At 53.1% G+C, this 13,511-nt stretch carries 13 protein-coding genes and 3 tRNA genes; 8 read left to right on the top strand and 8 right to left on the bottom strand.

What is annotated here, in order from left to right; translation table 11 throughout:
• Positions 1 to 4 precede the first annotated feature (4 nt).
• The 4 genes from NDQ72_07185 (at position 5) to nadB (ending at position 2,395) form a co-directional block, all read left to right on the top strand.
• Positions 5 to 79: transfer RNA gene (locus NDQ72_07185), tRNA-Gly, on the top strand.
• 87 nt (positions 80 to 166) lie between these two features.
• Positions 167 to 240, top strand: a tRNA-Cys gene (locus NDQ72_07180).
• A gap of 41 nt (positions 241 to 281) precedes the next feature.
• Positions 282 to 368: transfer RNA gene (locus NDQ72_07175), tRNA-Leu, on the top strand.
• A 332-nt stretch (positions 369 to 700) separates the two neighbouring features.
• On the top strand, positions 701 to 2,395 hold the full coding sequence (gene nadB / locus NDQ72_07170) for an L-aspartate oxidase (protein ID WKD29718.1): 1,695 nt from the start codon (positions 701 to 703) through the stop codon (positions 2,393 to 2,395).
• Here nadB and NDQ72_07165 read toward each other — a convergent pair.
• Positions 2,372 to 2,683 carry a hypothetical protein gene (locus NDQ72_07165; protein ID WKD29717.1) on the bottom strand — a complete coding sequence of 104 codons (312 nt, stop codon included), beginning with the start codon at positions 2,681 to 2,683 and terminating at the stop codon, positions 2,372 to 2,374. The two genes, nadB and NDQ72_07165, sit on opposite strands and share 24 nt — an antisense overlap.
• A gap of 46 nt (positions 2,684 to 2,729) precedes the next feature.
• The gene (locus NDQ72_07160; protein ID WKD29716.1) at positions 2,730 to 3,023 is read right to left on the bottom strand and encodes a succinate dehydrogenase assembly factor 2; all 294 of its coding nucleotides are present in this window, start codon (positions 3,021 to 3,023) and stop codon (positions 2,730 to 2,732) included.
• 205 nt (positions 3,024 to 3,228) lie between these two features.
• Here NDQ72_07160 and NDQ72_07155 point away from each other — a divergent pair, with 205 nt between their 5' ends.
• The 3 genes from NDQ72_07155 to lapB all read left to right on the top strand — a co-directional run bounded on the left by NDQ72_07155 (position 3,229) and on the right by lapB (position 5,174).
• Positions 3,229 to 3,525 carry an integration host factor subunit beta gene (locus tag NDQ72_07155; GenBank protein WKD29715.1) on the top strand — a complete coding sequence of 99 codons (297 nt, stop codon included), beginning with the start codon at positions 3,229 to 3,231 and terminating at the stop codon, positions 3,523 to 3,525.
• Between the two features lie 143 nt (positions 3,526 to 3,668).
• Positions 3,669 to 3,974, top strand: coding sequence for a LapA family protein (locus NDQ72_07150; GenBank protein WKD29714.1), 306 nt, complete (start codon positions 3,669 to 3,671; stop codon positions 3,972 to 3,974).
• Complete coding sequence (gene lapB / locus NDQ72_07145) at positions 3,975 to 5,174, top strand: lipopolysaccharide assembly protein LapB (protein ID WKD29713.1); 1,200 nt, start codon at positions 3,975 to 3,977, stop codon at positions 5,172 to 5,174.
• A 13-nt stretch (positions 5,175 to 5,187) separates the two neighbouring features.
• On the opposite strand, the gene pyrF is transcribed toward lapB, so the two are convergent.
• Positions 5,188 to 5,886 carry an orotidine-5'-phosphate decarboxylase gene (gene pyrF / locus NDQ72_07140; GenBank protein WKD29712.1) on the bottom strand — a complete coding sequence of 233 codons (699 nt, stop codon included), beginning with the start codon at positions 5,884 to 5,886 and terminating at the stop codon, positions 5,188 to 5,190.
• A 275-nt stretch (positions 5,887 to 6,161) separates the two neighbouring features.
• On the opposite strand from pyrF, the gene NDQ72_07135 reads away from it, so the two are divergent.
• Positions 6,162 to 6,446, top strand: coding sequence for a ComEA family DNA-binding protein (locus NDQ72_07135; protein ID WKD29711.1), 285 nt, complete (start codon positions 6,162 to 6,164; stop codon positions 6,444 to 6,446).
• A gap of 153 nt (positions 6,447 to 6,599) precedes the next feature.
• Here NDQ72_07135 and prpF read toward each other — a convergent pair whose 3' ends face one another.
• The 5 genes from prpF to NDQ72_07110 form a co-directional block, all read right to left on the bottom strand.
• Positions 6,600 to 7,778, bottom strand: a complete 1,179-nt coding sequence (gene prpF / locus NDQ72_07130; protein WKD29710.1) for a 2-methylaconitate cis-trans isomerase PrpF — start codon at positions 7,776 to 7,778, stop codon at positions 6,600 to 6,602.
• Positions 7,779 to 7,938: 160 nt separating this feature from the next.
• Complete coding sequence (gene acnD, locus NDQ72_07125) at positions 7,939 to 10,578, bottom strand: Fe/S-dependent 2-methylisocitrate dehydratase AcnD (GenBank protein WKD29709.1); 2,640 nt, start codon at positions 10,576 to 10,578, stop codon at positions 7,939 to 7,941.
• 33 nt (positions 10,579 to 10,611) lie between these two features.
• Entirely contained in the window at positions 10,612 to 11,739 is a 1,128-nt protein-coding gene (prpC, locus tag NDQ72_07120; GenBank protein ID WKD29708.1) for a 2-methylcitrate synthase, read from the bottom strand.
• Positions 11,740 to 11,787: 48 nt separating this feature from the next.
• A complete protein-coding gene (prpB, locus tag NDQ72_07115; GenBank protein ID WKD29707.1) occupies positions 11,788 to 12,684 on the bottom strand; it encodes a methylisocitrate lyase in 897 nt (298 codons plus the stop codon).
• 43 nt (positions 12,685 to 12,727) lie between these two features.
• On the bottom strand, positions 12,728 to 13,471 hold the full coding sequence (locus NDQ72_07110) for a GntR family transcriptional regulator (protein ID WKD29706.1): 744 nt from the start codon (positions 13,469 to 13,471) through the stop codon (positions 12,728 to 12,730).
• Between the last annotated feature and the right edge of the window lie 40 nt (positions 13,472 to 13,511).

The following is a 13,511-nucleotide window of genomic DNA, read 5'->3' as shown; positions in this document are numbered from 1 at the left end:
TCGAGCGGGAATAGCTCAGTGGTAGAGCATCGCCTTGCCAAGGCGAGGGTCGGGAGTTCGAATCTCCTTTCCCGCTCCAACTTGGATAGCGCAGCAAAGCAAGAGAAGGTCGTGAGCTGGAACACCAGTCCGATCGAATCTACTTTCTCGCTCCAACGACTTGTTAGGCTGGATGGCAGAGTGGTTATGCAGCGGACTGCAACTCCGTGTACGCCGGTTCGATTCCGACTCCAGCCTCCATTTAAGTGTGGCGATGAATAGCAATATTCCTGCGATGCACTGCCCGGATGGCGAAATTGGTAGACGCAAGAGACTTAAAATCTCTCGGAGGCAACTCCGTGCCGGTTCAAGTCCGGCTCCGGGCACCATATCTAATTAGCATCTCCCCTTCTTTCAGCAGTAAACGTTTTCCATCTTGTTTTAAGAGCGCTAGAGAAGCGTTTTTTTGTGCTTCTTACAAGGCTCTTCAATTTTTTGATTACCCTGTCTTTTGCCTCTCCTGTTTTATCCGATCATCAAATAGCCCCCACCTCCTGACTATCGCATTAGAGCGCTTAGCCGCTATCTCTATGCGCTGAAAGCAATTTTTCACAGCCCCTCATCGCCAAGTGGCAACAGTCACGCTATGATGCCCTCCCCTGCTGTCTACAGCGTGCAAAAAAGCACCTACCGCGTTTGAATGTAAAAGAGGATCCGGCCCATGAGCTCGCCAACATCCGACGTACTTGTCATCGGCGGCGGCGTCGCCGGCCTAACCTTAGCCCTTGAAGTTGCTGACCACCTTTCGGTAACCCTGGTTAGGCCCGCTCTGGATGACCAGGGAGCCAGCCGCTGGGCGCAAGGGGGAATAGCCGCCGTACTCTCGCCAGACGACGACCTAGACGCCCATGTGCGAGATACGCTCATTGCTGGCGATGGTCTATGTGACGAAGAGGCTGTTCGATTTACCGTGACACACGGCCCAGATGCCATTCAGTGGCTAATCGACAACGGCGTCCCCTTTACACCGGATCCAGACCCAAGCGCCCGCTACCCTTATCATTTAACACGGGAAGGCGGCCACAACGCGCGCCGTATTATTCATGCTGACGATGCAACTGGACGCGCGGTAGTCGACACGCTGTACGAAAAAGTCACTTCTCACCCCAATATTACTCAGCGCAGTGACTTAACCATCCTGCACTTAATCAGCGATACCACAGGCCGCTGTATTGGCGCGGAAGGCGTAGATCAACAGCAGCATCAACAAACACTGCTTGCCAAGCACATCGTACTAGCAACAGGCGGTGCAAGTGGCCTTTATCGACACACCACCACTCCATCACCAAGCAGTGGGGAAGGCATGGTGATGGCTGCTGAACTGGGCGCAAAACTGATGAATCTCGAGTTTCAGCAGTTTCATCCTACCTGTCTGTTTGACCCAGAAGGACCTGCTTTTTTAATTAGCGAAGCCGTACGAGGAGAAGGCGGGCACCTGCTAAATGAGGCCGGCCATCGGTTTATGCCCGATATCGATTCTCGCGCTGAGCTGGCTCCCAGAGACGTCGTTGCTCGAGCTATCGATTCGCAAATCCAACAAAGCAGCCAAGGGCATGTGTGGCTAGATATCAGCCACCTTGGAGCAGCCGCTATTCGCCATCACTTCCCGACTATTTTGGCACACTGCGCCTCCCGGGGAATTGATATAACCCGCCAACCCATTCCAGTAGTGCCTGCCGCTCATTACAGCTGTGGCGGTGTTGCCACAGACCAGCGCGGTGCAACTCACGTCACTAATCTCTATGCGGTTGGTGAGCTTGCTTACACAGGCCTACATGGCGCCAATCGCATGGCTAGCAACTCACTACTGGAGTGTCTGGTATACGCCAGAAGCTGCGCAAAGCACTTACTCAAGCAGGAAAAATGCGCACAGACACGGCCAGTTGCACCTAAAGAGACTCTTAGCGATACCCCCGATGCAATGCCACTGCCAGGCCAGCAGTGGTCATCCACTTCCTTGGAAGCCCTGACGACTATACGTAGCGAACTGCGGGCAACAATGAGCCAGCATGTTTCGATTGTTCGTAGCAATCAGGGGTTAACTATCGCTCACCATAAGCTGAACGAACTTGAGACGCAGCTTAACGACATTCTAAACGACCGTCTTGACGGTGTTGCTGACAGCGCTAAGAAAGGCTCTAACAACGCTTTTGAAAGCACCGCTGGCAAGCGCAGACACCCTGAAGGCGTGCGTTTACAGCAAGCGCTGTGGCTTGCAAAGTTGACGGTATTGGCGGCACTTCAGAGACATGAATCACGGGGACTGCATTACTCTATCGACTGGCCTAAGCACCAGGAGAATACAGCGGCTTCCGAGATGTCACTTGATCAGCTAGCGCCCGGGACGATGGCATAAACGCCGCAACGAACGCTGACTGTGTGCAGGCAAACTATCGGGCCACAACCAAAGCCGCTGCGGCCCGACACGGAGCCCGATTAACCAAGGGCCCACGTAATCAGCATTAACAGGCTGTTCGTTTTCAAGCTCACCCTCTTCCGATAACCACTGCGCACTTAAGTGATGGCCGTTTTTTGAAACTCTTAACTCTCCCATGGGTTGATAGCGATACTCACGGCTCAGCAACAGCATCGCGATTACTGCCGCAAGCAACGCTATCCATGGGCTAATAAGCCACGCCGTCACCGCACACAACCCAAATGCCAAGAATGCGTGAAAAGCGCACTGAATCTTAGAGCGTGCGATAAGCAGAGTTATCGGTATTTTCTGCATGCTCTACGATCATCTGAACAATGCGCTTTAATGATGGCTCCTCGGGCCATTCACGACGCATCAACCATCCAAAGAGATCTTGATCCTCTTCCTCAATTAAGCGCTGATAGGCTAGCTGCTCATCTTCACTCAGTTCATCAAAGCGGTGCTCAAGAAACGGTATCAGCAGCAGGTCAAGCTCCCACATGCCACGGCGAGAGTGCCAATAAAGCCGTTTACGCAATATGGCTGCAGGGGAAGTATCGTCGTTCAACGTCAGCCTCTCCAGTTACAAAATGAGTCGCCAGTATACCTAAGCCACAGGGTCGCGCCAGCGCCTCACTTCGCCTATGCTGATATTCATTCTAGTACCTTGTTTTATCTGAATTGTTTTATCCTGTTATGCGCAGTATGCTGACTCTGTTGTTATCGAGGTCGCAAGCGCGTCACGGCCATTAAAGTTCGCAGGGAGCCAACCGATGACCAAATCTGAACTAATCGAACAAATTGCGATGCGTCAACCGGAGCTATCCGCCAAAGAAGTAGAAACGGCGGTGCGTATTATTTTAGACGATATGACCGATGCTCTTGCTAGCGGGGGACGGGTTGAGATCCGGGGGTTCGGCAGCTTTTCGCTACACTACCGAGAGCCTCGTGTCGGGCGCAACCCTAAAACAGGAGACCCGGTCGACTTGGACGGCAAGTATGTGCCGCACTTCAAACCGGGCAAAGAGTTGCGCGAACAGGTAGATGCAAGCCGCGCACTTGGCTATTAATGAGCTAATCGAGGCTACACAACCTCGGCGTTGCCAATAGCAAGGCTCTTTTGATCTTGTTATCCGACTTTATGTGGGATGACGCCGCGCCACGACTCATACACAATAGAGCCATTATGAACGTCACTGACTAGGAAACTCTCATGCGTTGGATCAAAGGGCTGATTCTGGCCGTCATATTGCTGGTTGTTCTACTGGTGGGCATTTTATTTGCCGTCAACAACCAACAAACCATTGCCTTAAACCTAATTTGGGCAGAACTGCCGCCTGTGTCACTCTCTGTCTGGCTGCTTGCTACGTTAACTTTCGGCGTTATCTTAGGCATGCTTGCCATGCTAGGTGTTTACGTACGCCTTAAAGCGCAGCTAGCACGAAGTGAGCGACACAATAAGCAACAGCGCAAAGAGCTAGACCGCCTACGCACTCAGGAGCTTAAGGAACTGGCTTAAATGTATGATGCCGTGCTGCTAGGCGTTCTACTGGCAGCCATTGCCATCGGCTTTGGCCTGGGTGTTCGTCACGCTTCCCGCCGCCGCCAGCGCACTCACGACTCTCGCCCATCTGGTTTATCGAGAGAGTACTTTGTCGGGCTGAATTACCTGCTCAATGAGCAGCCCGACGAAGCTATCAATACGTTTGTCAATGCACTGGATGTTAATAGCGATACGGTGGAAACCCACATAGCGCTAGGCAAGCTGTTTCGCGCACGCGGTGAAGCAGACAAAGCCGTTAGCATTCATCAAAACCTACTTGCTCGCCCCGCCCTATCCACCAGCACTAACGAACATGTGCAGCTTGAGCTAGCACGTGATTTTATGGCGTTAGGCGTTCACGACAGAGCCCAGCGAATGCTGAGAGCGCTGCTGGATAAATCAGACAATGACATCTACCGCCAGGAAGCCAAGCGGCTACTGATTGATTTACTTGAGCGCGAAAAAGACTGGCAAGAAGCACTCGACGTGGCTCAATCACTGTTTAAGCAACAGCCCGGCATGCAACGTCCTGCTGCTCACTGGCTATGTGAACTTGCCCAGCAGGAGATACAACAAGCAAGTCGAGCGATCGCCCGCAAGCACTTAAAAAAAGCGCTTCAGTTGGATGAACGATGCGTCCGTGCGACGTTACTACTTGCTGAGCTGGAGATGGATAATGGGCATTACACACGTGCCATTGAGCGCCTAAACCATATTCCCCAGCAGGATATTGCTCACATTCCCACCATGCTGCCCACCCTTCAGCATGCCTATGAGCGTAATAACGACATTCAAGGGTTTGAAACGCATCTTTATCGACTGCTGGGACAAGCACCGTACACCAGCATTATTATCGCCCTCGGAGAGCTCGTTCATCAAAGAGATGGCGTAGATAGCGCTATTGAGCAAACGGGCGAGTGGCTAAGGGAGGCACCCAGCCTGGGGGGGCTCGATTACCTAGTCGACCTTTATCATGAAAGCCAACGTTTGAGTGGAAAAACTCCGCCAGACACGCGTTTGCTGTTACTTAAGCACCATACCAATGCCCTTTTAGAGGGCAAAGCCCGCCATCGCTGCCGCCGCTGCGGCTTTGCCAGCGACAGCCTGGCGTGGCAGTGCCCTAGCTGCCGCCGCTGGGGTACCATTAAGCCTATTACCGGAGTCGATGGCGAGTAAGCGCTGATTACCGTCAGTCAGCCAGCTCAGCTTCTATGGCGGCTAGCGCCATCATTGGCTCTTGCGCCTGTGTTACCGGTCGCCCAATCACTAAGTGCGTACTGCCAACACGCATCGCATCACTGGGTGTCATAATACGCTGTTGGTCATTAGCCGCAGCAAAGCTAGGGCGTATCCCAGGAGTTACCTTCAAAAAGTCGTTGCCACAGAGCGCCTTGATTTGCGCCGCCTCTTGGGCTGAACAGACAACACCACCTAATCCGCTCTGCTGAGTTAATGCGGCTAAACGCAATACATGCTCCTCCGGCGTAGCAGCTATGCCTACCTCATGCAGATCCTCAGCTTGCATGCTGGTTAGCACCGTAACGGCAATAAGATGTGTACTTAGCCCATGATCATCTAAACGCTTAGCAGCCGCTTCCATCATCTTGCGCCCGCCCGAAGCATGCACGTTAACCATCCATACGCCTTGCTCAGCTGCCGCCTGCACCGCGCCTGCCACCGTATTGGGAATGTCATGAAATTTTAAGTCTAGAAAAATTTCAAAACCACGACCATGCAAGGCTTCCAGTACCGCAGGGCCACTGCGCGTAAACAACTCTTTACCCACCTTTACCCGACAGCGCTTAGGGTCAAGCTGATCTGCCATGCATAAAGCCGCATCAAGAGAGGAATAATCCAGCGCGATAATCAACGGGGTATCAGTAGACACTGTATTTAACTCCATTTTTCATTTGACAGCATTATAACAGCCATCCCGACCCGGCTGTGTAAGTGATTAACCATTATCAGAGAGCAAAAATCTTACAAACACCATCGTTAATGTCTTACAGCTCACCCCCTATAAACGTATTAGTTTAATTAAGGCAAAAGGTATTGAAGAAACAGTAAACCTTTTTGCATGCGCAAACCGCCACAACCTATCACTCCCAAGTACAACAACCGATGGGAAAGGCGGCTTTAAGGAAATCTATGAGGATATTAACAATGAAAACAGCGCTAAAAGGACTATTGGCTGCACTGCTATTGAGCCTAAGCTTAGGGGTTTCGGGCCTTGCATTGGCACAAGACATCGCGCCTATTAATGTGAACACAGCGGATGCCGAGCTGCTTGCCGAGTTACCTGGCATTGGACCCAGCCGTGCGGCCGCGATTATAGAAGAGCGCGAAAATAATGGCGTATTTGCTAATGTAGATGACCTCACCCGCGTTAGCGGCATTGGCCCCGCCACTGTTGATCGTATGCGCGATCAAGTAGCGATTGAAGAGTAAACCGCTAAAGCAAAGATAAGTATAAAACTCACATCACTCTAGGCTGAAGCCGCCGTTTAGGGCATTCCCAAAACGGCGGCAAGGCGTCACCTAGTCAAATGCTGCTTAAAAGCCACCCCCTCAAACATTCTTGAAAGCCCACGCGAATACTCTTTAAAAGCTATCACCGGGTATGCGTACACAACCTTCCATTAACACCCGCGCGCTACGGCTCATGACAGCTTGATCAATCTGCCAGCGCCCATCAGTCAGGCTGGCTTTTGCACCTACCCGCAACGAGCCAGAAGGATGCCCGAAGGTCACCGCTTCACGCTCCTCACCACCTGCGGCTAAATTTACTAGCGTGCCTTGAATAGCGGCTGCCGCGCCGATAGCAACCGCTGCGGTACCCATCATTGCGTGGTGCAGTTTACCCATGGAAAGCGCCCTTACCACAAGATCGATGTTTTCCGCACTCACCGCTTTACCACTGGACGCCGTATAGCTGGCTGGCGGGGCAACGAAAGCCACCTTCGGCGTGTGCTGTCGGCCGGCCGCTTCATCAACATGCTTAATCAACCCCATCCGCACCGCAGCATGGGCACGAATGGTCTCGAACATGGCGAGTGCTTTGGCATCGCTGTTAATCGCTTCCTGCAGCTCGCAACCGGTATAGCCTATGTCCTGGGCGTTAACAAATACGGTGGGAATACCCGCATTAATCAGCGTCGCTTTTAAAACGCCAACCCCGGGCACTTCCAAGTCATCAACCAAGTTCCCGGTTGGGAAAATTGCCCCCTCACCATCCGCAGGATCCATAAAGGCCACAGGAATCTCAGCGGCAGGAAAGGTCACACCATCTAGTTCAAAATCGCCTGTCTCCTGCACCTGTCCATTAACAATAGGCACTTGAGAGACAATGGTTTTACTGATATTGACCTGCCAAATACGTACTTCAGCGACACCGTTTTGCGGTATTTTGGCGGGGTCAACTAACCCATTAGCAATCGCATAAGGACCTACTGCTGCCGATAAGTTGCCGCAGTTGCCGCTCCAATCCACAAACGGCTTATCAATTGAAACCTGGCCAAACAGGTAGTCCACGTCGTGATCTGGCGACTCACTCTTGGAAAGAATCACTGTTTTACTGGTACTTGAGGTTGCCCCTCCCATCCCATCGATCTGCTTTTCATAGGGGTCTGGGCTACCAATCACCCTCATCAGCAGCTTATCTCGCGCCTCTCCCGGCACTCTCGCCGCCTCGGGCAAGTTGTCCAAGGTGAAAAACACCCCCTTACTGGTGCCACCGCGCATATACGTCGCAGGAATACTAATTTGTCCAACATGAGACATAAATAACGCTCCCTAACCATTTTCAATGACGATGCCTGAACACTTTCAATGTCGATTATCAATAACTATGTTCACTAATCGCATGCCGAAAAAAGAGCCCGGCGCTTAACGACGGGCTCTTTCATTAATCGCCTTGGCGCTGCGTTACACGCCAATTTGGCTACGCCGTGGTGGACTCAAGAAAGTCCTGAGCGAAACGCTGCAAGACCCCACCGGCAGAGTAAATCGTGACCTCTTCGGCGGTATCAATACGGCAGACCACCGGCACGCATTCAGTGGTACCACTTTGACGATGAATAACCAGCGTCAGCGTGGCTCGGGGCTGAGGAGTGCCTTCTACGTCGAAGACTTCCGTACCGTCCAGCGCCAAGGTTTTACGTGTGGTGCCCTCTTCAAACTGCAGCGGCATCACGCCCATACCAATTAAATTGGTCCGGTGAATACGCTCAAAGCCTTCGGCCACAATGGCTTCAACACCCGCTAGCGCAACACCTTTCGCCGCCCAGTCACGCGAAGAACCCTGGCCATAATCCGCACCGGCAATAATAATTAGCGGCTGTTTACGTGCCATATACGTTTCAATGGCTTCCCACATCCGCGTCACGGTGCCTTCTGGCTCAACACGTGCCAACGACCCCTGCAGCACTTTGCCCTGCTCGTCGTGGACCATTTCATTAAACAGCTTAGGGTTCGCCAAAGTCGCCCGCTGGGCAGTTAAATGATCGCCACGGTGGGTCGCGTAGGAGTTAAAGTCTTCCTCAGGCAGGCCCATCTTGTGCAGATACTCACCTGCCGCGCTGTCCAGCATAATCGCATTAGAAGGCGACAAATGGTCGGTGGTGATATTGTCCGGCAAAATCGCCAACGGACGCATACCTTTCAAACCACGTTCGGCAGCCATATTGCCTTCCCAGTAGGGAGGCCGGCGAATATAGGTGCTCTGAGGCCGCCACTCGTAAAGCGGGCTGACCTGAACGCGCGCGCTCTTGTCGAGGTCAAACATCGGGATATAAGTCTGACGGAACTGCTCCGGCTTCACAGAGGCCTTCACAATCGCATCGATTTCGCTATCGTCGGGCCAGATATCTTTTAGCGTAACTGGGTTTCCATCATGGTCGGTGCCCAGTACGTCTTTCTCAATATCAAAGCGAATCGTGCCAGCAATTGCGTAGGCAACCACTAAGGGCGGCGATGCCAGAAATGCCTGCTTTGCATAGGGGTGAATGCGCCCGTCAAAGTTACGGTTACCGGAAAGTACCGCCGTGGCGTATAGATCACGGTCGATAATTTCTTTCTGGATGACCGGATCTAACGCCCCGGACATGCCGTTACAGGTCGTACAGGCGTACGCCACGACACCAAAGCCAAGTGTTTCCAACTCATCCATCAGCTTGGCTTCTTCCAGATACATCTTGACGGTTTTCGACCCCGGCGCCAGCGACGACTTAACCCATGGTTTGCGAGTTAACCCTAAGCGGTTAGCATTACGAGCAATTAAGCCAGCTGCCACCATATTGCGCGGGTTAGAGGTATTCGTACAGCTGGTAATCGCGGCGATAATCACCGCACCATCCGGCATTCTACCCGCTTGCTCGTCAGCCCTTGCTTTATCCAAGTCGATCGCGATCCCACGCTGGGCCAGCTCCGAGGTGGGCAAATGAGCATGAGGGTTGGAAGGCCCTGCCAAGGTGCGATTAACGCTGGAAAGATCAAAGCGCAGTATCCGCTCATACTCAGCAGTTTTTAGACTATCAGCCCATAGCCCTGTGTGCTTGGCATAGGCTTCAACCAGAGCAACCTGCTCATCCTCACGGCCCGTGAGCTTGAGGTAGTCAATGGTTTGGTTGTCGATGTAGAACATCGCCGCCGTGGCGCCGTACTCTGGCGTCATGTTGGAAATGGTCGCCCGGTCGCCTACGGTTAACGCGTCGGCACCTTCTCCGTAAAACTCCAGGTAGGCACCTACCACACGCTCTTTACGTAGAAACTCGGTAATCGCCAACACCATATCGGTGCTGGTAATGCCTGGCTGCAGTTTGCCAGAGAGTTCTACACCAACAATATCCGGCAGGCGCATCATCGAAGCACGGCCCAGCATCACACTTTCGGCTTCAAGACCACCCACACCAACGGAAATAACACCCAGCGCATCGACCATCGGCGTGTGGCTGTCGGTACCCACACAGGTGTCTGGGTAAGCAATACGCACGCCTTGCTCATCAGGGCGGCACTGCACCACCGGCGACATTTTTTCCAGATTGATCTGGTGCATAATGCCGTTGCCCGGAGGAATCACATCGACGTTCTCAAATGCCACTTTGGTCCAGTTAATGAAATGGAAGCGGTCATCGTTACGGCGATCTTCCACCTGGCGGTTTTTTTCGAACGCATCTTTCTCAAACCCAGCGTGTTCAACGGCCAATGAGTGGTCAACAATCAGCTGTGTAGGCACCACAGGATTCACTTTAGCCGGATCACCGCCCTTCTCAGCGATGGCATCCCTTAGGCCAGCAAGGTCGACTAACGCGGTCTGCCCCAGGATGTCATGGCACACAACGCGTGCTGGGTACCAAGGAAAATCCAAATCTTGCTTGCGCTCGATGAGCTGTTTCAGTGCGTCGGTTAACAGCGCTGGATCGCAGCGGCGTACCAACTGCTCAGCCAACACTCTGGACGTATAGGGCAGCGTCGCGTAGGCGCCGGGCTTGATATCTTCAACGGCTTGGTGCGCGTCGAAGTAATCTACCGGAGCACCCTCTGCCGTCACGCCTGGCAGCGGCTTACGATAATTCGTGTTCATAATGCCTCTCACTTAATCACGGCCCGTTAAGGGTTAGTCACGCGCTTCGATGGGCACCCACTCGCTCTTCTCAGGACCAGTGTAGTCGGCGCTGGGGCGAATAATGCGGTTATTGGCGCGCTGCTCAAACACATGCGCTGCCCATCCCGTTAAACGGGACATGACGAAGATTGGCGTGAACAGTTTGGTCGGAATATCCATGAAGTGGTAAGCACTGGCATGGAAGAAGTCCGCATTGCAGAAAAGCTTCTTCTCGCGCCACATAACTTCTTCACAGCGCACAGAAACGGGGTAAAGCACGCTGTCGCCAACGTCTTCAGAAAGCTTCTTCGACCACTCTTTGATAATTTCATTACGCGGGTCAGACTCGCGATAAATGGCATGGCCAAAGCCCATGATCTTCTCTTTGCGCTCAAGCATACCGAGCATTTCACGCTCAGCTTCTTCCGGCGACGCCCAGTTCTCGATCATCGCCATGGCCGCTTCGTTAGCACCGCCATGCAGCGGGCCCCGCAACGAACCAATCGCGCCGGTAACACAGGAGTGCATATCGGAAAGCGTCGAGGCGCAAACCCGCGCCGTGAACGTTGACGCATTGAACTCATGCTCGGCGTATAGAATCAGCGATACGTTCATAACCCGCGCATGCAGCTCAGAAGCGGGCTCGCCACGCAGCATATGCAAGAAGTGACCACCTACCGAGGCATCGTCGGTTTCAGTATCAATACGAACGCCGTCATGGCTAAAGCGGTACCAGTAGCAAATAATCGAGGGCAGTACCGCTAGCAGCCGATCAGAGACATCCTGCTGCTGGTCAAAACTCTCTTCTGTCTCCAGGTTACCCAGCATGGAGGTACCGGTGCGCATAACATCCATCGGGTGCGCATCTTTGGGAATTTGCTCCAGTACGGTTTTCAAAGCATCGGGTAAGCCACGCAGCCCCTTCAGCTTGGTAATGTAGCTATCAAGCTCGGCTTGGTTGGGCAGCTTGCCTTTCAGTAATAAATACGCGACTTCTTCAAACTTCGCCTTCTCGGCCAGCTCTTTGATATCAAAACCACGGTAGGTTAATCCGGAACCCGTTTTACCCACCGTACACAGCGCTGTAGTACCGGCGCTTTGACCACGGAGTCCTGCGCTGTTTTGCGGTTTATCAGCCATGTCGTGTCTCCTGTTAGCTCTTTTTATATGTTTTAGTATTGATAGCTATTAAGCGTCTTTCTGCTCAGCAAATAGCGCGTCGAGCTTTTGCTCGAAATCGTGATAATTCAAAAAGTCGTACAGCTCATCGCGAGTCTGCATGGTATCGACCACCTCTTTTTGATGACCGTTATCTAAAATGCTCTGATACACCTTCAATGCGGCAGCATTCATAGCGCGGAAGGCAGACAGCGGATAGAGCACCATGCGACAGCCCACCTCGCCCAGCTCCTGCTGAGAGAACAGCGGCGTTGCGCCAAACTCAGTGATGTTGGCCAGTATTGGCGCATTCACGCGCGAACAGAACGCACGATAATCATCCAGGGTATGCACGGCTTCGGCGAAGATTGCATCCGCACCCGCTTCCACACAGGCATTAGCACGTTCGATGGCGGCGTCTAAGCCCTCTTTCTGGAACGCATCGGTACGCGCAACCAGATAGAAATCGGGATCAAGCTTGGCATCTGCCGCGGCTTTGATGCGGTCAACCATTTCCTGCTGGGAGACAATGGCTTTATTCGGGCGGTGGCCGCAGCGCTTTTGAGCTACTTGGTCTTCCAGGTGAACGGCAGCAACGCCTGCGCGCTGCATCTCTTTAACGGTACGTGAAATATTAAAAGCACCGCCCCAGCCCGTATCGATATCTACCAGCAGCGGCAGGTCAGTAGCGCCGCAGATACGATGTGCATCTTCCACCACGTCGTTCATGCTGGTCATACCCAAGTCCGGCAAGCCAAAAGACGCGTTAGCCACGCCGCCGCCCGACAGATAAATCGCTTGGTGACCTACTCGCTCGGCCATCATCGCGGTATACGCGTTAATCGTGCCTAGAATCGGTAGAGGGCGGTTCGCGTCTAGCGCAGCACGAAAGCGAGCACCTGGCGTGAGAGTAGATGAACTGGACATTGGCATTGCTCCTTTAAAAGGCTTGGCGGATAGGCGTAACGAGCTAATCCGCTGATGGCGTTGATTGTTGTTCAAGAACAGCAGCGTAACGGTCGGCGACGTTGGCTCGGGAAGCGCTAACGTGGCGGCGCATCAGCAACTCTGCTAGCTCGGCATCTCCGGCTTCAATAGCATCTACAATGCGGTGGTGCTCGACAAAGGCGAGCTGGGGCCGCTTACCGCTGGCGCTGAACTGAGTACGGTAAAGACGCACTAAGTAGTAGAGATCGTCGCAAAGCAGGTTCATCAGCATTTTGTTATGGCTGCCTTGAACAATGCGATAGTGGAAGTCAAGATCGCCTTCGCGCTGATAGTAAGCTTCGCCACGCTTGAGATCTGCCTGGCCTTCGTGAAGGGCCAACACCTCGCGCAGCCCTTTAATCTCCTCGGCAGACATATGCTCAGCGGCCAAGCGGGCTGCCATGCTCTCAAGCGCTTCGCGCACATCAAACAACTCAAGCAGCTCTTTCATAGAGAGTTTGACGACGCGAGCGCCAACGTGAGGTACGCGTTCAATTAGACGGTGCGCTTCTAAACGCCGCATGGCTTCACGCAACGGACCGCGAGAGATACCGTACGTTTTAGAAAGCCCCGGCTCGGTAATTTTGCTGCCCGGCGCCAGCTCTCCACGTACAATAGCGTCTTGAAGCTGGTGAAAGACCCGCTCAGCCAGCGTTCGGACTTCTGGCGAGGTCTGATCACTGGGCGAATCAGCTTTAGAACGAGAAAGAGTAGCAAGTGAGGTCATGGCTAATTGTCGACAATTATGAGGTAGGAGAACTTTAGCC

This window comes from Halomonas sp. KG2 (assembly GCA_030440445.1).
Taxonomy (GTDB): domain Bacteria; phylum Pseudomonadota; class Gammaproteobacteria; order Pseudomonadales; family Halomonadaceae; genus Vreelandella.
The sequence above is the reverse complement of the archived record's forward strand: the minus strand, read 5'-3'. Positions and strand labels throughout refer to the sequence as shown.

Bases quoted from the DNA above. Each gene is read 5' to 3' on its own strand.
- nadB (WKD29718.1), top strand. From the start codon at position 701: ATGAGCTCGCCAACATCCGACGTACTTGTCATCGGCGGCGGCGTCGCC.
- NDQ72_07155 (WKD29715.1), top strand. From the start codon at position 3,229: ATGACCAAATCTGAACTAATCGAACAAATTGCGATGCGTCAACCGGAG.
- NDQ72_07150 (WKD29714.1), top strand. From the start codon at position 3,669: ATGCGTTGGATCAAAGGGCTGATTCTGGCCGTCATATTGCTGGTTGTT.
- lapB (WKD29713.1), top strand. From the start codon at position 3,975: ATGTATGATGCCGTGCTGCTAGGCGTTCTACTGGCAGCCATTGCCATC.
- NDQ72_07135 (WKD29711.1), top strand. From the start codon at position 6,162: ATGAAAACAGCGCTAAAAGGACTATTGGCTGCACTGCTATTGAGCCTA.
- prpF (WKD29710.1), bottom strand. From the start codon at position 7,778: ATGTCTCATGTTGGACAAATTAGTATTCCTGCGACGTATATGCGCGGT.
- acnD (WKD29709.1), bottom strand. From the start codon at position 10,578: ATGAACACGAATTATCGTAAGCCGCTGCCAGGCGTGACGGCAGAGGGT.
- prpC (WKD29708.1), bottom strand. From the start codon at position 11,739: ATGGCTGATAAACCGCAAAACAGCGCAGGACTCCGTGGTCAAAGCGCC.
- prpB (WKD29707.1), bottom strand. From the start codon at position 12,684: ATGTCCAGTTCATCTACTCTCACGCCAGGTGCTCGCTTTCGTGCTGCG.
- NDQ72_07110 (WKD29706.1), bottom strand. From the start codon at position 13,471: ATGACCTCACTTGCTACTCTTTCTCGTTCTAAAGCTGATTCGCCCAGT.